Origin of the sequence: Pararhizobium qamdonense (assembly GCF_029277445.1) — a bacterium.
Taxonomy (GTDB): Bacteria; Pseudomonadota; Alphaproteobacteria; order Rhizobiales; family Rhizobiaceae; genus Pararhizobium; species Pararhizobium qamdonense.
Genome location: NZ_CP119566.1, coordinates 1866854 through 1887712, shown reverse-complemented (window position 1 = coordinate 1887712; position 20859 = coordinate 1866854). Strand labels below are relative to the sequence as shown.

Genomic DNA, 20859 nt, shown 5'->3' with positions numbered 1-20859 from the left:
ACGGAATTGAGGAAATTGATATACCTGCTATACAAAAATAGATGAACAAGAGTGAACCAAGCTGGGATTTCTACCGGACTTTCCTCGCCGTGCTGCGGGAGGGCTCCCTTTCCGCTGCCGCGCGCGATCTGGGACTGACGCAGCCGACCATTGGCCGGCATATCGATGCGCTGGAGACCATGATCGGTTTCCAGCTCTTCATCCGCTCGCCGCAGGGGCTGATGCCGACGGAAGCGGCCGCCGATCTGAAACCGCATGCCGAGCAGCTGGCCTCCAATGCCGCCGCGCTTTTACGGGCGGCGACCGGACAGGGCGGCGGTGTGCGCGGCACGGTGCGCATCAGCGCCAGCGAGGTGATCGGCATCGAGGTGCTGCCGCCCATGCTGACGGCGCTTGCCGACCGGCACCCGGACCTCGTCATCGAGCTGTCGCTGTCGGATGCCGTCGAGGACCTTTTGCGCCAGGAAGCCGATATCGCCGTGCGCATGGTGGCGCCCGAGCAGGACGCTCTGATCACCCGCCGGATCGGCGGCATACCGCTCGGGCTCTACGCGCACCGGCGCTATCTCGACACGCACGGCACGCCGGAAACGCTGGAGGAGTTGAGCCAGCACCGCACCATCGGCTTTGACCGCGAAAGCGCCTTCGTGCGGTCCGTGCGCAAGCGCGTACCGCTGATCGACCTGATGCGGCCCTCCTTCCGCGCCGACAGCAATCTGGCGCAGCTGGCGGCCATTCGCGCAGGCTTCGGCATCGGCGTCTGCCAGGTGGCGCTTGCAAAGCGCGACCCAGATCTCATGCGGCTGTTCGAAACCGAGTTCGAGCTGCCGCTCGAAACCTTCGTGGTCATGCACGAGAACCTGAAGACCACGCCGCGCTGCCGGGTCGCTTACGATGCGCTGGTGGAGGGATTGCTCGCCTACATCGGCAGGTGATCGGACGGCATGCCGCCGGCGGGCGCCGGTACGGCATCGCGCGCATCCCGCCGTGGCGCCAGCGCCTTGACGGAAAACAGCGCATAGAGAATGAGCGGCAGGCAGACGAGATAAGATGTGCGGATGCCCAGATGCTCGGCCACGAAGCCGAGCAGCGGCGGCGCCAGAAAGAACACGATGAACGTCACCTGCCCAAGCGCCGCGACATTGACCTGCGCCGGCCGGTCGACGCGCTGCGCGGCGGCCGAGACCGCCAGCGGATAGACAGCGCTGCATCCGCCCCCCATCAGCGCAAAGCCAAACAGGGCGACATAGGCATGCGGCGCCAGCCAGACGGCCGTCAGCCCGATGGCCGACAGCACCAGCAGGACCGAGGCGACATGGCGGGCGCCGAAGCGATCGACCACCGGATCGATGAACAGCCGCGCCATCGCCATGAAGAAGGTGAACAGCGTCAGCCCGAGGCCACCGATGAAGGGCTCGACCGCAAACACGTCGCGCATATAGATCGCCGACCAGTCGATCCCCGCACCTTCGACCAGAAAGGCGGCGACGCCGATAATGCAGAGCGGCAGGAGGCCCAGCGTCGGCACCGCCAGAAGCGGCGCTTTTGCCTCATGCGACACGGCGCGGGCGGGCGCATTGCGGATACCCGAAATGGCGATAAGGCCGACCGCAAGCACCACGGCGAAGGTCACGGCCAGATGCAGCTGCATCGAGATTTGCCCCTGGCGCACGAACGAGGCAATCAGCGCGGTCACGAAAAAGCCGAGGCTCCAGAAACCATGCGCCCGGTTCATGATCCCCCGCCCAAGCCGCGCCTCCAGCCGGTCGATCTCCACATTGAGATTGATTTCGAGCGCACCGGCAAGCAGGCCCGCAATGAACAGAACGCAGAAAACCAGCGGTGCCGCCCCGACCCACGGAACGACAGCAAAGGCGGCAGCCGTGCCGAGAATGGTGATGAAGGCTGTCGTGCGCGCACCCAGATGCGCAATCAGCGGCGAGGAAAATGTCAGCGAAATCAGCGCCCCGATCGCCATGCCGATCAGCGTCAGCCCCAGCTCCGACTTATTGACCCCCAGCGTCACCTGCAGATCCGGCATGCGGGCGAGCAGCGCACCGAGCGACACGGCAAACAGGAAGAAACAGGTATAGATCCTGTGATGCGGCGCAATGATCATGGCTGGCTCCTCGAAAGGCCGTTGTGTACCGGCATTTGCGTGAGAGCGGAAGCCGTCCGGCGTGATCGACGCCGTGATTTTCAGCCGCTGGCTAGATGTCGCTACTTGGGGGCGTGGACATGCAATGCAAGATTTTAGAGCCCAAACGAAACCCGCCGTTTCCGGCGGGCTCGTCAAGTTCAATCGCGCGACCTTACTTGCAGGCGCCGCAGAAGCGTTGGATGCGTTTGCAGGCTTCCTCGAGCAGGGCTTCCGAGGTGGCGTAGGAGATGCGGAAGTTGGGGCCGAGGCCGAAGGCGGAGCCGTGGACGACGGCGACGCCTTCGGTCTCGAGCAGTTCGGACACGAAATCCTCATCCGTCTCGATGACCTTGCCCGAGGGTGCGGTCTTGCCGATCAGGCCCTTGCAGGACGGATAGACGTAGAACGCACCTTCCGGCGACGGGCACTCGATGCCCTTGGCCTGGTTGAGCATCGACACGACCAGATCGCGGCGGCCCTCGAAGATCCGCTTGTTTTCCGGAATGAAATCCTGCGTGCCGTTCAGCGCCTCGACGGCCGCCCACTGGGCGATCGAGCAGGCGCCCGAGGTCTGCTGACCCTGGATCATGTCCATCGCCTTGATCAGCGACAGCGGGCCGGCCGCATAGCCGATGCGCCAGCCGGTCATGGCATAGGCCTTGGAGACGCCGTTCATGGTCAGCGTGCGATCGTAAAGCTTCGGCTCGACCTCCACCGGGGTGGCAAACTTGAAGTCGCCATAGGTCAGGTGCTCGTACATGTCGTCGGTCAGGACCCAGACATGCGGATGCTTGAGCAGCACATCGGTGAGCGCCTTGAGTTCGGCATGGCTATAGGCCGCACCCGACGGGTTGGATGGCGAGTTGAAGATGAACCACTTGGTCTTGTCCGTGATCGCCTTGTCGAGATCCTCGGCGGTCAGCTTGAAATTGTTGGCCTGGGTCGCTTCGACAAAGACCGGCGTGCCGCCGCAGATCGACACCATTTCCGGATAGGACACCCAGTAAGGGGCCGGGATAACGACTTCATCGCCCGGATTGATCGTCGCCATGAAGGCGTTGAAAAGAATCTGCTTTCCACCGGTGCCAACGATCGTCTGGGCGGCCGTGTAGTCGAGATTGTTTTCGCGCTTGAACTTCCTGGCGATTGCCTCGCGCAATTCCGGGATGCCCGAAACCGGCGTGTACTTCGTCTCGCCGCGGTTGATCGCGTCGATGGCGGCTTTCTTGATATTGTCCGGCGTATCGAAATCCGGCTCCCCGGCGCCAAGCCCGATGACATCGCGGCCCTTGGCTTTCAGTTCCCGGGCTTTCTGGGAAACGGCGATGGTGGCGGATGGCTTTACACGGGAAAGGGCGTCGGCAAGAAAGGCCATGATATGTTTGTCCTGATCAGGTTGAAACAGCATGCGGCCAATGGAGCGGGCTCTGCCTGGCTCCATAGCGGTTAGGTGTATGTCGAAAGACCGCCCCGGTTTCAAGCGCAAAGAGCCAAGAAACGCGGCAAAATGCGTACCCATGACAATGTTTCATCAGTGACATCACCGGATCGGATGAATCACTTTGTGGGCTTTGCTGCGCAGAGGGCTGAAACGACTCTGCTTTTTCGAACCCGGCTCATGAAAAATGCTTGATCCCGCCAGGCGCCGGAGAACGACGGCCAAGAACGTTTCTCCATGTGGATTTATTCATCAAAAACAAAGGTTTTGGCTGATTTCCGCAACGCCTTGATTTGGTCACAACAAATGCCTTGGCCTGCCGCAATTCTGTCCTTGTGCGGCCGATTTCGGAGCCTTTTCTGGCATCACACGAATCCATGTGCGCCGAGGGGGCCTGCAATGCTTCTGAACACCGAAAACACGGCCAAGCCGGTCAGCCGCATGAGCGGGCGGCAGATCGAATATCTGATCGTCGCCGCACTCATCGCGGTCACGCTTTCCCTCCTGTTCTTCATGGGCTTCTTTTCCCATGCGATGGCGGAGACCAACGGCAGCAAGCCGCAGCGTTTTGCCGGTTACGTCCGCCCCAACGACATGGGCACAGGCGCCCTGCTCTTCCCATCCAAGGAGCCCGGTTCCTTCGTGGAAGCGCCAAGGCTTGCGACCGATGTCGTCATCGACGTCAACGGCCCGATCATCCGCACCCGCGTCACCCAGCGCTTCGAGAACCCGAGCAAGGGCTGGGTCGAGGGCACCTATGTGTTCCCACTGCCGGAAAATTCCGCCGTCGATACGCTGAAGATGCAGATCGGCGACCGTTTCATCGAGGGCGAGATCAAGGCGCGCGAAGAGGCCCGCAAGGTCTATGAGCAGGCGAAAGCCGAAGGCAAGAAGACAGCCCTTCTCGAACAGCAGCGCCCCAACATCTTCACCAACCAGGTCGCCAATATCGGTCCCGGCGAAACCATTGTCGTGCAGATCGAGTATCAGAGCAGCGTGCATCAGTCGGGCGGCGAATTCTCGCTGCGCTTCCCCATGGTAGTGGCGCCGCGCTACAATCCCGATCCGATCGTCCAGACCGTCGATCTCGATCCGAAGTCCGGTTATGCCGTCAACGATCCGGTTCCCGACCGCGACAAGATCACGTCCCCTGTACTGAACCCGGCCGAAAACGCCAAAATCAATCCGGTGACGCTGACGGTCAATCTCAGTGCCGGCTTCCCGCTCGGCACCGTCACCTCCCCGTTTCATCAAATCGACATGCAAACGGTCGATGACACCGCGCGCAAGATTTCGCTGAAGAGCGCCAGCGTGCCGGCGCTCGAGGGCGCCAGCGTGCCGGCTGACAAGGATTTCGAGCTGAGCTGGAACGCTGTTGCCGGCGCGATGCCGAATGCGGGGCTTTTCCGCGAAACCCAGAACGGCAAGACCTATCTGCTCGGCTTCGTCACGCCGCCGGCGCAGGGCGACACAAACGGAACCGCTCAGGACCGTGAGGTCGTCTTCGTCATCGACAATTCCGGCTCGATGGCCGGACCCTCGATCGAGCAGGCGCGCGACAGCCTGGCGCTGGCCATCTCGAAGCTGCGGCCGCAGGACAAGTTCAATGTCGTGCGCTTCGACGACACGATGGAGGTGCATTTCCCGACGCTGGTTCAGGCAACGCCGGACCGGCGCGAGGATGCTATTGCTTTCGTTCGCGGGCTCACCGCCGATGGCGGCACCGAAATGCTGCCGGCGCTGGAAGCGGCTCTGCGCACCCAGGGGCCGGTGGCCTCCGGCGCCCTGCGGCAGGTGGTGTTCCTCACCGACGGCGCGATCGGCAACGAGGCGCAGCTGTTTGAGGAAATCTCCAGCAACCGTGGCGACGCCCGCGTCTTCACCGTCGGCATCGGCTCGGCCCCCAACACCCATTTCATGACCAAGGCCGCCGAAATCGGCCGGGGCACCTTCACGCTGATCGGCTCTGAAGATCAGGTGGCGGTGCGGATGGGCGAATTGTTCGCCAAGCTGGAAAATCCTGTCATGACCGATATCGCCGTCTCATTCGACGGCGCCAATGCGCAGGATATCACGCCAAACCCGATGCCGGACCTTTATCGCGGCGAGCCGGTGGTGCTGACGGCGCAGCTCGAGGGCGCAACGCCGACAGGCAAGCTGCAGATCACCGGCAAGAGCGGCACTCAGCCCTGGCGCATCGAGATGGACGTGGCCAAGGCCTCACAGGGCAAGGGTATCGCCAAGCTCTGGGCCCGCCGCAAGATCGACGACCTGGAAGCCAATGCCTATGCGGTGAACGATGCCGCAGCGCTCGACAAGCAGATCGAGGCGGTGGCGCTCGACAATCACCTCGTCTCCCGCGTCACCAGCCTGGTGGCCGTCGATGTGACGCCGTCGCGCCCGGCGGGTGAACCCGTTGTCAGCACCGATCTGCCGCTCAACTTGCCTGAGGGCTGGGATTTCGAGAAGGTGTTCGGCGAAGAGCCGCAGCCAACGATGCCGCAAGGGGAGCGCAAGGCGCAGCTGCAACAGAGCGAGCAGCAGGCCATGCTGGTCGCCGACCGGATGGCCGCAGCCCCGACGGCGCGTGCTGCCAGCATGATCGCCGACGCCGGCAAGCAGGTCAATCTGCCGCAAACGGCCACGCTCGCCGACCGGCATATTCTGATCGGCCTGATGCTACTTGCCTTTGCCGTGATGGCGGCGACCACATTCAGCCTGTGGCGCTGGCAGCTGCGCGGCCTGGTTTTGGAGGCCCGCAACCGTGTCCGATAAGCCCGGCAATGAAACCAGCCTGGACATTCCAGATCAGGACAAGGAAGGACGCGCCGGATTTCTGGCGCGTCTCAATGCGCTGGAAACGGTGGTTCTGGCCGGAATTCTTCTGGTGGCACTTGCCGGCGTCATGCTGGTCGGCAAAGGCTTTTACATGAAGGCCAAGGCCGAGGTGTCACAGGTGCTGTTGAAGCGCAGCTTTGCAGCGCAGCTGCACGGCGAGACCAATGCCAAACCCTGGCCCTGGGCAGACTTTTCCACCGAAGCCGAAATCACCGCCCTGCGGATCGGCAAAACCGCAGTCGTGCTGTCCGGCGCAAGCGGCGAGGCCCTGGCTTTCGGCCCGGCGCGTCTCGCCAACACGCCGGCACCGGGCGAACCCGGCACGTCCGTCATCGCCGCCCATCGCGATACGCATTTCCGCTGGCTGAAGGACGTCAAACAAGGCGATCTTCTGGTCATCACCCGCAAGGACGGAACGAACCTCACCTTCCGGGCCGGCACCAGCCGCATCGCGCGCTGGGACGAGAGCGGCATCAACGCCGATGCGCCCGGCCGCCATCTGGCGCTCGCCACCTGCTGGCCGTTCGACGCCACCGAGCAAGGCCCGCTGCGCTACATCGTCAATGCCGAACTTGTTGACGATGCAGGCCCATCGACGCTCGCCGCGCAAGATATGTCCGGTAAACTCCCGGTCAAATCCTTTTGATCGCAAAAGCACGTTCTGAGCCTTGATACGCAGCCTTCAACACCCAGCTTCCATGGGTATGCGCTGATCGGCATGCTCTGGGAGAACGCGATGACGACGACATTTTCAAACCTGTTGAAATCCGCCGGACTGCTATCGGCCTTGACTGCCGCCCCTGCCCTTGGGCAGGACGCCAAACAGTTTGCGACCGAGAAAGCTGCCGTACAGGTGGATACGATCGCATCCGGCCTCGACAATCCCTGGTCCGTCGAAGTGCTTCCGGATGGCGCTTACATCGTCACCGAGCTTGGCGGCACGCTGCGCATTATTCGGGACGGCACAGCGTCGGAGCCGATCAGCGGCGTACCGGAGGTGGCGCGCCAGGGCCAGGGCGGCCTGCTCGATGTGGCGCTCGACCCGAAATTTGCTGAAAACCGCACGCTGTTCCTCTCCATGTCCGTGGCGGATGGCAACGGCAACGGAACGGCGATCGTGCGCGCGGCACTCTCGGACGATGGACAGAGTCTGGCGCAGGTTCAGGAAATCTTCCGGATGAACAAGTTTACCGGCAAGGGCCAGCATTTCGGCTCGCGGATCGTGATTGCGCCGGATGGCAACCTGTTCTTCGGCATCGGTGATCGCGGCGAACGCGACCGGGCGCAGGACATGCAGGACCATGCGGGCGCCGTCTTGCGTATTAAGCCGGATGGCAGCATCCCCGCAGACAATCCCTATGCCGACGGCAAGGCCGGGCTTGCCGAGCTCTGGTCGAAAGGTCACCGTAATCCGCAGGGCATTATCATCGATCCCGAGAATGGCCATCTCCTGACCGTCGAACATGGCGCGCGTGGCGGCGACGAGATCAACGCGCCGGAGCCGGGCAAGAACTACGGCTGGCCGGTCATCACCTTCGGCAAGGATTATTCCGGCGCGGCAATCGGCGTCGGACAGAGCGCCGATGGCTACGAGCAACCCCTCCACTATTGGGATCCCTCGATCGCGCCCGGCGCCCTCGACGTCTATCGCGGCGATATGTTTCCGCAATGGAACGGCAGCGTGCTGGTCGCAGCCTTGAAATTCGAGCTTCTGTCACGGCTGGAGCGGGATCAGAGCGGCGCCGTCACCGCCGAGGAGCGGCTGTTTGAAGGCGAGTTCGGACGCATCCGCGATGTGAAGGTTGCCCCTGATGGCGCAATCCTGATGGTCACCGACGGAGACGACGGGGCGCTGTTGCGGGTGTCCGCATCGAACCGGAGCTGACATCGCGTCAAGCGCACGACTGCCGCAGATTGATACAGATGTCCCCCGGTTTTGATGACTATTGGCGCGCTGCTGCAAGTTCCCGGTGCAATATCAGGGGTAATCCTTGGCAACGGAACTTCGCGACCGGCATCCCTGCCCGTTGCATTCTCATTGCGGCCAGCGCCAAGTTTTATCAAACGGTTAATATTTAAAGCACGCAGTGCAACGCGCCGGCGTTGCCTTGGCATTCTCAGGCACTCGCAGCCACAAATGGCTCCAAAATCGGTGCACAGCAGGCGAAATCCAGTATTTTCAATAGCTTACAGTATATCAGCTGAACAACGACATTTTTCGGCAGTTGATTGCTTTTTAAACAAACCAAAACGGCACACTTGTTTCAAAAAACTTTTGCTTGCCAATTTAAAATAAACACAGCAAGCTTACTGTGTTCGGGCAATTTGCGAACACGGGAAGACCTTTATATCAATGCGCGCCGGACACGCAAAATGTTCCGGGCAGTCGGGCAAAGACGGAGTTTTTCGATGACTGGCTGCAATAACAGGACCCTTTCCTCATAGTCGAGAACTGCCTGCCGCACGCTCCATGGAGCAAAATATTGTAATGCTGCCCGCCGCATCCGGGCAGAGGAAAAAGGACCTGACGCATGGCCGAGACTGGCATTGTTAAATTCTTCAACACCGACAAGGGCTTTGGTTTCATCAAGCCGGACAATGGTGGCGCCGACATCTTCGTGCATATTTCCGCAGTCCAGGCCTCGGGCCTGAACGGACTATCCGAAAATCAGAAGGTCAGCTTCGACACCGAACCGGATCGCCGCGGCAAAGGGCCCAAGGCCGTCAACCTGCAGGTTTCCAGCTAAGCCGCCGCAGTTTCTGCAAACCGATTGACGTTGAAGCCCGGCCCCGTTGCCGGGTTTTTCATTCAGCCTGCGTTCAGTTTCGCCATATTAATCTGTCTTCATCATCAAGGACTAAATTGTCCGGCCGAAAACAGGATCGAATCAATGAACAAGGTTATCAAAGCTGCCGTTCTTGCCCTCGCTACCGCAGCGACGGTCATCCCGACAGTCTCGTTCGCCCAGGCTGAAAACTGGGGCCGCCGCGGCTATTATCGCCATGGCGGTCACGACAGGGACTATCGCCGCCACAACAATGGCGACGCCGTCGCGCTTGGCGCGCTGGGTCTTGCCACCGGCGTCATCATCGGCGGCGCAATCGCCAACCAGCCGCGCTATCAGGAACGGGTCTATATTGATCCGGAGCCCGAATATTACGAGCCGCGCCCGGTCTATCGCCGTCCCCGTCCCGTCGTCGTGCAGAATTACGGCGGCCTGGAGCCCTGGACACCCGGCTGGTACCGTTATTGCTCGCAGCGTTACCGCTCGTTCGATGCCCAGTCCGGCACATTCCGTGGCTATGACGGCCGCGACTATTTCTGCCAGGCAGGCTGAGGCGAACAGTCAGACTTCATGGAAAAAGGCACGTGCCCACCGGCACATGCCTTTTTTTAATTACAAGCCGCGCAGGTAAGGGTTCGTGCGGCGCTCCTCGCCGATCTGCCCGCCGGGTCCATGGCCGCAGATGAAGCCGACGGTATCGCCGAGCGGCAGGATCTTGTCGCGGATCGAATCCAAGAGCTGCTGATGGTTGCCGCCGGGCAGATCGGTGCGCCCGATCGAGCCGCGAAACAGCACATCGCCGACATGGGCAAAACTCTGGGCGCGGTTGAAATAGACGACATGGCCGGGTGCGTGGCCGGGGCAATGCAGGACCTCGAACACATGCGCGCCGAAGGATACGGTGTCGCCGTCCTCCAGCCACTGATCCGGCACGACATTGTCGACCTTCATCGCCAGACCAAATTTTTCAGCCTGGGTCTCCAGCTTTTCCAGCAGCGGCAGGTCATCCCTGTGCGGGCCGATAATGTCGAGGTTGAGCGCTTCCTTGAGTTCCTTGGCGCCGCCGGCATGGTCGATATGGCCATGGGTCAGCCAGATCGCCTTCAGCGTGATGCCGTTTTCCTTGATGGTCTGCAGGATCACATCGACATCGCCACCGGGATCGACGATCACGCCTTCCTTGGTGTCGGTATCGAACAAAACCGTGCAATTCTGCTGGAAATGGGTAACCGGGATAATGCCCGCCTGTAACATATGGCCCTGCCTCGCTGTCTCACTCACTGGACAGCATATAGGATGGACGCAGGACAATGAAAACGGCAAAAGGCAATTGAAACAGAAAGCTGCGGCGGGATGCGCGGCTTATCGGATGTCTGCTAGTTCCACGGCTGCCGGTACCGGCACCTGGAAATTGATCGTCGTCATCAGGAGAGCAAAGACCGCAAGCTTGGCGGCGACAACGGTGATGACGACAGGACGCAATTGGCGTGCTGTCGAATAGGAATCCTCGGAAATCGTCGTCTGCATGGTCGTAATCCCTCTCTGTTGGCGTCTAAACACCGGAATTGTCCAAAAGTTCCGGGAAGCGAAACGAATTCAGTATTTTACAATTTCCAGATATTCGCTGTTCCAGCGGGAACAACAGGGCGACCGCCAATCGACTGGATGGAACGTCGATAACGGCCCCTTCTCTCCACTATGCCGCGATACCTAGGCTCTTGATCGTTTCGCAGTTGCGAAATTGACTCATATGAATTTTCGTCTCACCCTGCATAGGCCGCACGAGCGGCGTGCCAGGTGAGTCCGGGGGGCCGGACGCTGATGGCGGACAGGGGAGCAGCGAGCAATGGAAGCATTATTGCCTATCATTACGCAGTTGATTGCCGGCGCGGCGGGTGGAAACGCGGTGGGTGCGGTTCTCAAGCAACAGGCGCTGAGCGTCGTCGCGCGCACGATTGTCGGCGCGATCGGCGGCCTGGGCGGCGGGTTTCTCGTTCAGATGCTGGGCGGCGACGCCGCAGCCGCCGGACTGATCGCACAAGCCATCGGCGGGATTGCCGGCGGTGGCGTGCTGGCCGGCCTTGCCGGCCTCGTCGTGGGCGCACGCAAAGCCTGAAAAACGGAATGCGGCCGGGACCCGGTCGCATGAAGCCAGTGAACCCAACAATAAAAAAGGCGGCTCACCGGCCGCCTTTCTCATATGGGTCTTAGCCGCCGGTTATTCGGCAGCTGCCGCGACCGGATACACTTCCTTCATGTAGTCGTTCATCAGCGTCTCGGAGATCGTCGCCGGCTTGAACGTATAGGGGCCGATCTCGGAGACCGGCGTGACTTCGGCGGCCGACCCCGTGAGGAAGCACTCGGAGAAGTCCGGGAGTTCTTCCGGCATGATGACACGCTCGACCACCTGGTAACCGCGGCGCTTGGCAAGTTCGATCACCGTCTGGCGGGTGATACCGTTGAGGAAGCAGTCCGGTACCGGCGTGTGGATCACGCCGTCCTTGACGAAGAAGATGTTGGCGCCGGTCGCCTCCGCCACCTGGCCGCGATAATCCAGCATCATGGCATCAGCGTAACCCTTGGCTTCCGCAGCATGCTTGGAAATGGTGCAGATCATGTAGAGGCCGGCGGCCTTGGAGGCACATGGGGCGGTCTTCGGATCGGGCCTACGGTATTCGGCGATATCGAGGCGGATGCCCTTCAGCTTTTCGGCCGGATTGAAATAGCTGCCCCATTGCCAGATGGCGATGGCGACATTGATGCGGTTGTTCTGGGCCGAAACGCCCATCATTTCCGAGCCGCGCCAAGCGATCGGCCGGACATAGGCCTCCGAAAAGCCCTGCCGCTTCAAAAGCTCGATCGTCGCGGCATCCAGCTCATCAACGGAATAGGGAATGGTGAAGCCGAGGATTTCGGCCGACTTGTGCAGACGCTGATTGTGTTCGGTCAGCTTGAAAACCCGGCCGCCATAGGCGCGCTCGCCTTCAAAGACGGCGCTGGCATAGTGCAGTCCGTGGGTCAGCACATGGATCTTTGCGTCTTTCCAATCGACAAATTCGCCGTTGAACCAGATCTGACCGTCCAACTGATCAAAAGGAACTGCTGCCATCGTCTCATCCCTTGGCGTCCACGCGCCATTCTTATGTTGATTGTCTCCCCTGCTCCCATTTATCGGCAAACGTGAACGAGGGAAATCCGCTATGGTGATTTTGAATTGGCGATCGGCGCGGCGCGGCCTATCTTCAAGGACAGGACTAGCGTCGGGTGTTCGCCCTTCTGCAGTTAAAGACTTACCAACCGCGAAAAAATATGTCAATATAGCTGACATATTTTTTCGAATGTTTCGTAGAATGCACCGGAATTGAAAGGAAAAGACTGCGTGGCAGGACAGGCGAACCAGAAAGCCGGAAACGACATGGCGTCTGCGACTGCAGACAACACGGACGCGGTTGATTTCGAGATCATCGAGCTGTTCTTCTTTGCCTATCGGGATTTCACCTCCGACCCCGATGTGATTCTCGAAAAGCGCGGTTTCGGGCGTGCGCATCACCGGGTTCTGCATTTTGTCGATCGCGAACCGGGCATGACGGTGGCGGATCTGCTCGAAACGCTGCGCATCACCAAGCAGAGCCTGGCGCGTGTTTTGAAACAGCTCATCGATTCAGGGTATATTCATCAAGTTGCCGGGCCGGAGGATCGCAGGCAGCGCATGCTCTATACAACGAAGGAAGGCAAGACGCTCGCAAGAGCCTTGGCCGAGCCACAATCGCGGCGCATCGCCGAGGCCATGGAAAAAACCGGGCCTGGCGCACGCGAACTGGTCAAACGCTTCCTTTCCGGCATGAAGAATGCCGGCGATAATTGACACCCGGCAGACACGGCCGGCACTGCGAGATGACAGGGCCTACGAATGACGAAGACGATCAGGATCGATGACGATGCCGCCCATCTGCTGGTCGTGGATGACGACCGCCGGATCCGTGATCTTCTCAATCGCTATCTGATGGAAAAGGGATTTCGCGTCACCACGGCTGCCGATGCCGATGAAGCGCGGCGCAAGCTTGAAGGCATCGACTACGATCTTCTGATCGTCGATGTGATGATGCCGGGCGAGACCGGCATTTCGCTGACCCAGAGCCTGCGCAAGATCAAGACCGTGCCGGTGATCATGCTAACCGCACTTGCCGAATCCAATGCCCGTATCGAGGGCCTGGAGGCGGGCGCCGATGATTATCTGCCCAAGCCGTTTGATCCGCGCGAACTGGTGCTGCGCATCAACAACATCCTCAGGCGCAATGCGCCGGCAAAGGCCCCCAAGGTGGAACAGGTCATTTTCGGACCCTTCACATTCTCTGTGGTGCGCAAGGAACTGCGGCGCGGCGCCGACCATATCCGGCTGACGGACCGCGAGCAGGAAATCATGATGCTGTTTTCGCAGCGCGCCGGCGAAACCATTCCGCGCCATGAGCTGGTCAGCGACGAGGCCGAGGTCGGCGAACGGACGATCGACGTGCAGATCAACCGCCTGCGCCGCAAGATCGAGGACGATCCCTCCAATCCCGTCTTCCTGCAGACCGTGCGCGGCATCGGCTACCGGCTGAGCGTGGATTAGTCCCTATGAGCATCCGGCTGGATATCCATGGCAAGCTTTGACATCCTGCGGCGCAGCCGCGCGCCGGCGGCCGATACGGCCTGGAAACGCACGGCCCGCTGGCTGCGGCGGCGCTTGCCGATGGGGCTCTACGCCCGCTCGCTGCTGATTGTCATCATCCCCATGGTGCTCCTGCAGTCGGTCGTCGCCTTCGTCTTCATGGAGCGCCACTGGCAACTGGTGACGCAACGGCTGTCGGCGGCCGTGACCGGCGATATCGCCGCCGTCATCGATCTCATCGATAAAATGCCCGCCAGCGATTATGACGATGTCATCCAGATCGCCCGCGACCGGCTCAACCTGCGCATTTCCATCGAGCCCGACGGCGAGCTGCCGGCGCCGCGCCCGAAACCCTTCTTCGAAATCCTCGACCAGATCCTCAGCGAGGAGATTTCCCAGCAGATCCGCAAGCCGTTCTGGATCGACACCGTCGGCAATTCCGATCTTGTCGAAGTCCGCATCAAGCTCGATGACCAGCGCATCCTGAGGGTCTATGCGCGCCGCAGCCAGGCCTATGCCTCCAATACCCATATCTTCATCGTCTGGATGGTCGGCGCCTCGCTGGTCCTGCTCACCATCGCCATCCTGTTCCTGCGCGGCCAGATCCGGCCGATCCTCGCGCTTGCCAAGGCTGCCGAGAGTTTCGGCAAGGGCCAGAAGATCGATGATTTTTCCCCGCGCGGGGCCGAGGAAGTCCGCCGCGCCGGCCTCGCCTTCATCCAGATGCGCGAGCGCATCGAGCGCCAGATCGAGCAGCGCACGGCGATGCTGACCGGCGTCAGCCACGATCTGCGAACCATCCTCACCCGCTTCAAGCTGCAACTGGCGCTGGCCGGCGACAGCGCCGATCTCGACAGTCTCAACCAGGATGTCGAGGACATGCAGAGCATGCTGGAGGGCTATCTCGCCTTCGCGCGCGGCGAAGCGGAGGAAGATGTCGGGCAGCTGAAGCTCAGCGACCTGATGAACCGGCTGACGCTCGAGGGCGAACTGCACGAAAAGACGGTCACGACATCGGTCGAGGGCAACGACAATATTCGCGTGCGCCCGAATGCCTTTACGAGGCTGATCGCCAATCTCGCCTCCAACGCCTACCGCTATGCCAACACCGTCCATATCGATGCCAGGCACAGCAACAAATGGCTGACGATCACCGTCGATGACGATGGCCCCGGCATTCCCGAACGCTCGCGCGAGGATGTGTTCAAGCCGTTCTTCCGGCTCGACGAGGCCCGCAATCTCGACAGCTCCGGCACCGGCCTCGGCCTCGCCATCGCGCTCGACATCGCCAGAAGCCATGGCGGCAATGTCACATTGTCGGATAGCCCGATGGGCGGCCTGCGGGCGGTGGTCCGGGTTCCCGCTTGATCAGCGAAGTCCACTCCCCCTCCTCCCCGCCCTTGTGGCGGGGATCCAGCCAGCTCAAGTCCTTGAGCTGAAAGAGTCTTTTGACCCGACGGACGTCGGGTCACTGGATCCCCGCCACAAGGGCGAGGATGAGGGAAAGTGGGGTATCGCTCTTTTCTAAAGAAGCCTTTTGCCGTTCGGCACCGGCTTGTCCGTGGCGGCCAGCACGATCGCGCCGGCCTCGTCCTCGAAGCCGAGCGTCAGCACTTCAGAGCGGAACGGACCGATCTGGCGCGGCGGGAAATTGACGACGCCGAGCACCTGACGGCCGACGAGGCTTTCCGGCGTGTAATGGGTGGTGATCTGCGCCGATGACTTCTTGAGGCCGATTTCCGGGCCGAAATCGATGACGATCTTGATTGCCGGCTTACGCGCTTCGGGAAAAGGCGACGCCTCGATGATCGTGCCGGTCCGAATATCGACGCGCTCGAAATCGGCGTAGGTGATAGTCTCGGTCATGGAAAAGGTCCCGAATTATCCGGCCAGTTCTTCCGCCCGCTTGCGGGCTGCGGCAATCGCCTTGTCGAACAGAGGCTGCATGCCATCATCGGCCATGAGAATGTTGAGCGCTGCCGCCGTGGTGCCGCCCGGAGACGTCACGTTCTGGCGAAGCTTCGAAGCGTCATCGGGGGACTGGTGCAGGAGTTCACCAGCCCCCGCGACGGTTTCCCGTGCGAGCCGCATGGCAAGGTCCGCCTGAAGACCGGCCTTGCGGCCAGCTTCTGCCATGCACTCGACGAGATAAAAGACATAGGCCGGGCCGCTGCCCGACACGGCGGTGACGGCATCGATATCGGCTTCGGTTTCCACCCATTCGACCGGGCCGGAAACTTTCAAAAGATTATGGACGAGATCGCGCTGCGCATTCGAGACCGAACCATTGGCAAAGGCGCCGGTCACGCCACGGCCGATCATCGCCGGCGTATTCGGCATCGCCCGCACCATGGCGGCATCGCCCAGATGCGATTGCATGAAGGACAGCGTGGTTCCGGCTGCAACCGACACAACCACCGTTTCGGGGCCGACAAGCCCCTTCAGAGGCGGTAGCACCGTGGCCATCATCTGCGGCTTGACCGCGAGAAACAGAACGCCGGCTTTGAGATCTGCGGGCGCTGATGTTGCGTGGCGCGCGCCGTTATCGGCAATCAGCTTGGCCATAACAGGTGGCGGACCGGGATCGATCACCAGCAGATCGGCACCGGAAATGCCGCTCTTCAGCCAGCCGGCAAGCATGGCGCCGCCCATATTGCCTGCACCGATCAGAACGATCGGACCCGATGCCTGCACAGCCATCGTCACGCCTCTCCGACGGTTTCAAACATCACGGCTTCGACCGCGCTCTGCGCGTCGACACCGGACCAGACAACGAACTGGAAAGCCTGGAAATAGGATTCGCATGCTTCAAGCGCGCTGGACAGAAGCACTTCGACCTGCTGGTTGGTCGGCTCGGCGCCACCGGCCAAGAGCAGCGACTGGCGGAAGATCACAACGTCTTCCTGGCGCCAGAGATCGAAATGGCCCATCAGCACCTGGCCGTTGATATGCGAGAGCAGCCGGATCACTTCGTTGACGCGGCTTTCGGGAACCTTGATGTCGAAGGCGCAGGCCAGATGCAGCGCTTCGAACTCCTCCATCCAGGAGAAGGAGACGTGGTAATCGGTCCACTTCCCTTCCACCGTCATGGCGATTTCATCCTCGCCAGAGCGCTCGAAGGACCAATCATTGTTGGCAGCGACGAACTCGATCATATCGACCGGGTTCGATTGGCGCTCAAGTTCCAGTTCCATCAGGCTCATGCATCACCCCAAAAGTCCTGGCGCAGACATGCGACATCGTGTTCACACACAAGGCTGCAAACTCAAACACCAGAAACAAACACTTATGATTACCGGAAACACGACCATCCTGGCTGACATACCCTGCCTGGAGCTTGCGTGATCCGTTTCGAATCATCATTTAAAATCAGTGTATAATGCCCGAGTCCGCATGAAAGCCCCCTGCGTGAAAAATAGCGCCGGTGGTTGTGGATAGGCTCTCTCAAATTGATTCAGCACCCGTTCTTAAACGACTCTGCCATAAGCGTTTTTCGCCAGTGTCCACAGGGTGAAAGATTTATGAAAACTGCCGTCCTTGAGCGCCTGAAATTCAGCGCTCCTGTACCGTCCCGGGACACCTGCCCCAAAACCCGGTCAAACACGGCGGCGCGGCATGCGCCACCGCGTTGATTCTCTTTACTTGCCGGTTTCGGCGAGCCGCGCCTCAAGCGCTGCAATCCGGGCCAGAAGCGCGTCGTTTTCGTCGCGCGCCTTCAGCGCCATTTCACGCACGGCTTCGAATTCCTCGCGCTTGACGATGTCCATGGAATTCAACAGGCGTTCGCCCTGGGCGCGAAATACCGTTTCCATTTCCTTGCGCACGCCCTGGGCTGCACCCGCCGCGTCCGTCATCAACTTGGCAAAATCATCCAGAATGCGGTTTGCACCTGTGCTCATCGTTTCGGTCTCCGGTCTCAAGCGTCCAATGCCCGTCATCACGGGCTTGACAGAGGAGGTAGGAGCACAGGCGGGCCGATGCAAGGAAAAATACCGGTGATGTCAGCCTTTCGTGACCGCCGCTTGCCTTGACCCTGCCTTGCCGCAGCGTCATGTTCCGGCAAACAACCGGCGGAAATGAAGCAAGACCTTGGAAACAATAGCGACCCTCTTTTCGATCATGCCTTTTCCGGAAATCGATCCGGTGCTCCTTTCCATTGGACCCCTGCAGATCCATTGGTATGGCCTGGCCTATGTGGCGGGCATCCTGATCGGCTGGCAATATGCCCGCAGGATTGCGCGCAACACGGCGCTGTGGCGCAACGGATCGCCTGCCGTCACAGAAGCGCAGCTCGATGACTTCCTGCTCTGGGTGGCAGCCGGCATCGTCGGCGGCGGACGCATCGGCTATATCCTGTTCTACGACCTGCAAAGCGTGATCGCCAACCCGCTGCGCGCGCTGGAAATCTGGAACGGCGGCATGTCCTTCCATGGCGGCCTGATCGGCACGATGATCGCCATGCTGATCTTTGCGAAGCGCAACCGGATCGCAATCTGGAGCCTGTTCGACATCGTCGCCGCCGTCGTGCCCATCGGCCTGTTCTTCGGCCGTGTCGCCAATTTCATCAATGCCGAACTCTGGGGCCGCCTGTCGTCCATGCCCTGGGCGGTGATCTTTCCGACCGGCGGCCCTTTTGCCCGCCACCCGAGCCAACTGTATGAGGCAGCGCTCGAAGGTCTCGTGCTGCTGACGGTGCTGGCCGTTCTGATCTATTACCGCCATGCGCTGAAAACCCCGGGCCTGGTCTGCGGCGTCTTCGTCACCGGCTACGGCCTGGCGCGCATTTTCGTAGAATTCTTCCGCGAACCGGATGCGCAGCTCGGCTACTTGCTCGGCGGCTGGCTGACCATGGGCATGCTCCTGTCGGTGCCCATGGTGCTGATCGGCCTCTGGGCTATCCAGCGCGCCCGCCGCGCAGCGCCTGCAGCCGCGTGATGAGGCTCTAAGATGAGCACCCCGCTTGCCGACAAGATCAAGGCCATCATTCTCGCCAACGGCCCGATCAGCGTGACCGACTATTTTTCCCTGTGCCTGGCCGATCCGGAACATGGATATTACAAGACCCGCGAGCCCTTCGGCCAATCCGGCGACTTCATCACCGCACCGGAGATCAGCCAGCTGTTCGGCGAGATGCTCGGCATCTTCCTCGTCCAGGCCTGGCAGCGGCATGGCGAGCCAAGCCCGGTCCATATCGCCGAAATCGGCCCCGGCCGTGGCACGATGATGGCCGATATCCTGCGCGTCATCGCCAAGCTGTCACCGGCCCTCTATGAAGCCGCAAGCGTGCATCTGGTCGAGACCAGCGAGCGTCTGCAGAAAGTGCAGCAGCAAACGCTGATTGCCCACAAGTTCAAGATCACCTGGCACGACAGCTTCGAAAGCCTGCCGGACGGCTTTCTGCTGCTGGCAGCCAACGAACTGTTCGACGCCATCCCCATCCGCCAGTTCGTCAAGACGGCGCAGGGCTTCAGAGAGCGGCTGGTCGGGCTCGATGCGGCCGGAGCGCTCTCCTTCGCAGCCGGTGTCGCGGGCATCGATCCGGACCTGCTTCCGGCATCCGCCCCGGCGGCACCGCTGGGAACGGTGTTCGAACTTGCCCCCGCCCGCGATGCGGTGATGGCCGCACTCAGCGAACGGATCCGCACCCATGGCGGAACCGCCGTCATCATCGACTACGGCCATATGGCAACGGGTCTTGGCGACACGCTGCAGGCGGTGCGCGATCACCAGTTCGATCCGCCGCTGGCCCATCCCGGCTTTGCCGATATCACCAGCCATGTGGATTTCGAGCAGCTGGCCCGGCGTGCGGTGGCGGAACGGCTGCAGATCAACGGGCTGACCTATCAGGGCGATTTTCTGATCGCGCTTGGCCTTGCCGAACGCGCCGCAGCCCTTGGCCGCGACAAGAGCCGCGAAACGCAAGAAAACATCCGTGCGGACGCCGAACGGCTGGCCGGTGCGGGCGAGGGAAAAATGGGCGAACTGTTCAAGGTTCTGGTTGTCAGCAGCCCGAATGTGGCGCTGGTGCCGTTCCAGAAATAGCGTCTCCCGAGAGACAGCGGCGACGCCACCTGTCGTTTCGGTGGATTGACACGGACCCGCCCTTAAGGCCAACATCCGGCCAAATCACTCATAAGCTGCCACTGGGCTGCCACAGCCGCCCGCCCGGAAAACCCTCGCATTGCAGCATATCGAAAAGGCAAAACAACCGATGAAGGATGATGCCTTGCTCTCCCCTGTGCAAAGCCCTCTTCTCAACGCTCGCGCGGGAAACGCCGTCCAACACGGTTATTTCACCCGTGAAGGCGGCGTCTCGGACGGCATCTATCGCGGCCTCAATGTCGGGCTCGGATCACGCGATGACCGTGCCCGCGTCGAGGAGAACCGTGCCCGCGTCAGCGCCTGGTTCGGTGCCGCGCCGCAAAAACTGGCGACCGTCAACCAGGTCCATTCGCCCGACGCCATCATCGTCGATGCCGGCTATGACGGCACGCGCGCTGAGGCCGACGCGCTGGTGACGGCCACGCCCGGCCTCGTCATCGGCGTGCTGTCGGCCGATTGCGGCCCCGTCCTGTTTGCCGATGCGCAAGCGGGCGTGATCGGCGCGGCACATGCCGGCTGGAAAGGCGCGCTGACCGGCGTGCTGGAAAGCACGATTGACGCGATGATCTCGCTTGGCGCGCGGCGCGACCATATCACGGCCAGTCTCGGCCCCTCGATCAGCCGCCGCAACTACGAGGTCGGCACCGAATTCGTCGAGCGGTTTATCGAGAAAGACGCACGCTACGCGGCCTTCTTCACGCCGTCTGCACGCGCGGGTCACGCCATGTTCGACCTGCCGGGACTGACGACCAGGCGGCTGACGGAGGCGGGCGTGACGGCGGAAAATCTCGACCTTTGCACCTATGCGGACGAGGAGCGCTTTTTCTCCTACCGCCGGACAACCCATCGCAGCGAGCCGGATTATGGCCGGCAGATTTCTGCAATATCCTTACGGGAGGCATGA

The 20859-nt window shown here is 61.2% G+C and carries 22 protein-coding genes; 13 read left to right on the top strand and 9 right to left on the bottom strand.

Annotated features, from left to right (window positions below; translation table 11 throughout):
• Nucleotides 1–41 precede the first annotated feature (41 nt).
• Complete coding sequence (locus PYR65_RS09125) at nucleotides 42–935, top strand: LysR family transcriptional regulator (RefSeq protein WP_276120737.1); 894 nt, start codon at nucleotides 42–44, stop codon at nucleotides 933–935.
• Here the strand turns inward: PYR65_RS09125 and PYR65_RS09120 are convergent.
• Both PYR65_RS09120 and PYR65_RS09115 read right to left on the bottom strand, forming a co-directional pair.
• Nucleotides 920–2119, bottom strand: coding sequence for an MFS transporter (locus PYR65_RS09120; RefSeq protein ID WP_276120736.1), 1200 nt, complete (start codon nucleotides 2117–2119; stop codon nucleotides 920–922). The genes PYR65_RS09125 and PYR65_RS09120 overlap by 16 nt on opposite strands.
• A 193-nt stretch (nucleotides 2120–2312) precedes the next feature.
• The gene (locus PYR65_RS09115) at nucleotides 2313–3515 is read right to left on the bottom strand and encodes a pyridoxal phosphate-dependent aminotransferase (RefSeq protein WP_060638985.1); all 1203 of its coding nucleotides are present in this window, start codon (nucleotides 3513–3515) and stop codon (nucleotides 2313–2315) included.
• Nucleotides 3516–3977: 462 nt separating this feature from the next.
• On the opposite strand from PYR65_RS09115, the gene PYR65_RS09110 reads away from it, so the two are divergent.
• The 5 genes from PYR65_RS09110 (at nucleotide 3978) to PYR65_RS09090 (ending at nucleotide 9754) form a co-directional block, all read left to right on the top strand.
• On the top strand, nucleotides 3978–6353 hold the full coding sequence (locus tag PYR65_RS09110; protein WP_276120735.1) for a marine proteobacterial sortase target protein: 2376 nt from the start codon (nucleotides 3978–3980) through the stop codon (nucleotides 6351–6353).
• The gene (locus PYR65_RS09105; protein WP_407951288.1) at nucleotides 6343–7062 is read left to right on the top strand and encodes a class GN sortase; all 720 of its coding nucleotides are present in this window, start codon (nucleotides 6343–6345) and stop codon (nucleotides 7060–7062) included. Before PYR65_RS09110 ends, PYR65_RS09105 begins: the two co-directional genes overlap by 11 nt.
• Nucleotides 7063–7152: 90 nt before the next feature.
• Nucleotides 7153–8301 (top strand): PQQ-dependent sugar dehydrogenase, encoded by a 1149-nt coding sequence (locus tag PYR65_RS09100; RefSeq protein WP_276120734.1) that lies wholly within the window; start codon nucleotides 7153–7155, stop codon nucleotides 8299–8301.
• Between the two features lie 646 nt (nucleotides 8302–8947).
• On the top strand, nucleotides 8948–9163 hold the full coding sequence (locus PYR65_RS09095; RefSeq protein ID WP_060638944.1) for a cold-shock protein: 216 nt from the start codon (nucleotides 8948–8950) through the stop codon (nucleotides 9161–9163).
• A 144-nt stretch (nucleotides 9164–9307) separates the two neighbouring features.
• Nucleotides 9308–9754 carry a BA14K family protein gene (locus tag PYR65_RS09090; RefSeq protein WP_276120733.1) on the top strand — a complete coding sequence of 149 codons (447 nt, stop codon included), beginning with the start codon at nucleotides 9308–9310 and terminating at the stop codon, nucleotides 9752–9754.
• 60 nt (nucleotides 9755–9814) lie between these two features.
• Here the strand turns inward: PYR65_RS09090 and PYR65_RS09085 are convergent, their stop codons facing one another.
• Nucleotides 9815–10456, bottom strand: coding sequence for an MBL fold metallo-hydrolase (locus tag PYR65_RS09085; RefSeq protein WP_276120732.1), 642 nt, complete (start codon nucleotides 10454–10456; stop codon nucleotides 9815–9817).
• 108 nt (nucleotides 10457–10564) lie between these two features.
• Nucleotides 10565–10729, bottom strand: coding sequence for a hypothetical protein (locus PYR65_RS09080; protein WP_276120731.1), 165 nt, complete (start codon nucleotides 10727–10729; stop codon nucleotides 10565–10567).
• A gap of 319 nt (nucleotides 10730–11048) precedes the next feature.
• On the opposite strand from PYR65_RS09080, the gene PYR65_RS09075 reads away from it, so the two are divergent.
• A complete protein-coding gene (locus tag PYR65_RS09075) occupies nucleotides 11049–11318 on the top strand; it encodes a hypothetical protein (protein ID WP_060638941.1) in 270 nt (89 codons plus the stop codon).
• Between the two features lie 102 nt (nucleotides 11319–11420).
• On the opposite strand, the gene PYR65_RS09070 is transcribed toward PYR65_RS09075, so the two are convergent.
• Entirely contained in the window at nucleotides 11421–12311 is an 891-nt protein-coding gene (locus PYR65_RS09070) for a branched-chain amino acid aminotransferase (protein WP_276120730.1), read from the bottom strand.
• Nucleotides 12312–12617: 306 nt separating this feature from the next.
• On the opposite strand from PYR65_RS09070, the gene PYR65_RS09065 reads away from it, so the two are divergent.
• Genes PYR65_RS09065 through PYR65_RS09055 form a run of 3 tightly spaced genes read left to right on the top strand, consistent with a single transcriptional unit; the run spans nucleotide 12618 to nucleotide 15221 of the window.
• Entirely contained in the window at nucleotides 12618–13067 is a 450-nt protein-coding gene (locus PYR65_RS09065) for a MarR family winged helix-turn-helix transcriptional regulator (protein WP_060638983.1), read from the top strand.
• Between the two features lie 45 nt (nucleotides 13068–13112).
• Nucleotides 13113–13814, top strand: a complete 702-nt coding sequence (locus PYR65_RS09060) for a response regulator (protein WP_060638939.1) — start codon at nucleotides 13113–13115, stop codon at nucleotides 13812–13814.
• A 27-nt stretch (nucleotides 13815–13841) separates the two neighbouring features.
• Complete coding sequence (locus tag PYR65_RS09055; RefSeq protein WP_060638938.1) at nucleotides 13842–15221, top strand: ATP-binding protein; 1380 nt, start codon at nucleotides 13842–13844, stop codon at nucleotides 15219–15221.
• Nucleotides 15222–15377: 156 nt separating this feature from the next.
• Here PYR65_RS09055 and PYR65_RS09050 read toward each other — a convergent pair whose 3' ends face one another.
• The 4 genes from PYR65_RS09050 to PYR65_RS09035 all read right to left on the bottom strand — a co-directional run bounded on the left by PYR65_RS09050 (nucleotide 15378) and on the right by PYR65_RS09035 (nucleotide 17752).
• Nucleotides 15378–15719 (bottom strand): tRNA-binding protein, encoded by a 342-nt coding sequence (locus PYR65_RS09050; protein WP_060638937.1) that lies wholly within the window; start codon nucleotides 15717–15719, stop codon nucleotides 15378–15380.
• Between the two features lie 15 nt (nucleotides 15720–15734).
• Nucleotides 15735–16553, bottom strand: a complete 819-nt coding sequence (gene proC / locus PYR65_RS09045) for a pyrroline-5-carboxylate reductase (protein ID WP_276120729.1) — start codon at nucleotides 16551–16553, stop codon at nucleotides 15735–15737.
• Between the two features lie 2 nt (nucleotides 16554–16555).
• Nucleotides 16556–17056, bottom strand: coding sequence for a type III secretion system chaperone family protein (locus tag PYR65_RS09040; protein ID WP_037098689.1), 501 nt, complete (start codon nucleotides 17054–17056; stop codon nucleotides 16556–16558).
• Between the two features lie 435 nt (nucleotides 17057–17491).
• On the bottom strand, nucleotides 17492–17752 hold the full coding sequence (locus PYR65_RS09035) for an accessory factor UbiK family protein (protein ID WP_060638935.1): 261 nt from the start codon (nucleotides 17750–17752) through the stop codon (nucleotides 17492–17494).
• 190 nt (nucleotides 17753–17942) lie between these two features.
• Between PYR65_RS09035 and lgt the strand changes: the two genes are divergently transcribed.
• From lgt to pgeF, 3 genes are all read left to right on the top strand, one after another.
• Entirely contained in the window at nucleotides 17943–18788 is an 846-nt protein-coding gene (lgt, locus tag PYR65_RS09030) for a prolipoprotein diacylglyceryl transferase (protein ID WP_060638934.1), read from the top strand.
• Between the two features lie 12 nt (nucleotides 18789–18800).
• Nucleotides 18801–19895 (top strand): class I SAM-dependent methyltransferase, encoded by a 1095-nt coding sequence (locus tag PYR65_RS09025; protein WP_276120728.1) that lies wholly within the window; start codon nucleotides 18801–18803, stop codon nucleotides 19893–19895.
• Between the two features lie 169 nt (nucleotides 19896–20064).
• Nucleotides 20065–20859, top strand: a complete 795-nt coding sequence (pgeF, locus tag PYR65_RS09020; protein ID WP_276121011.1) for a peptidoglycan editing factor PgeF — start codon at nucleotides 20065–20067, stop codon at nucleotides 20857–20859.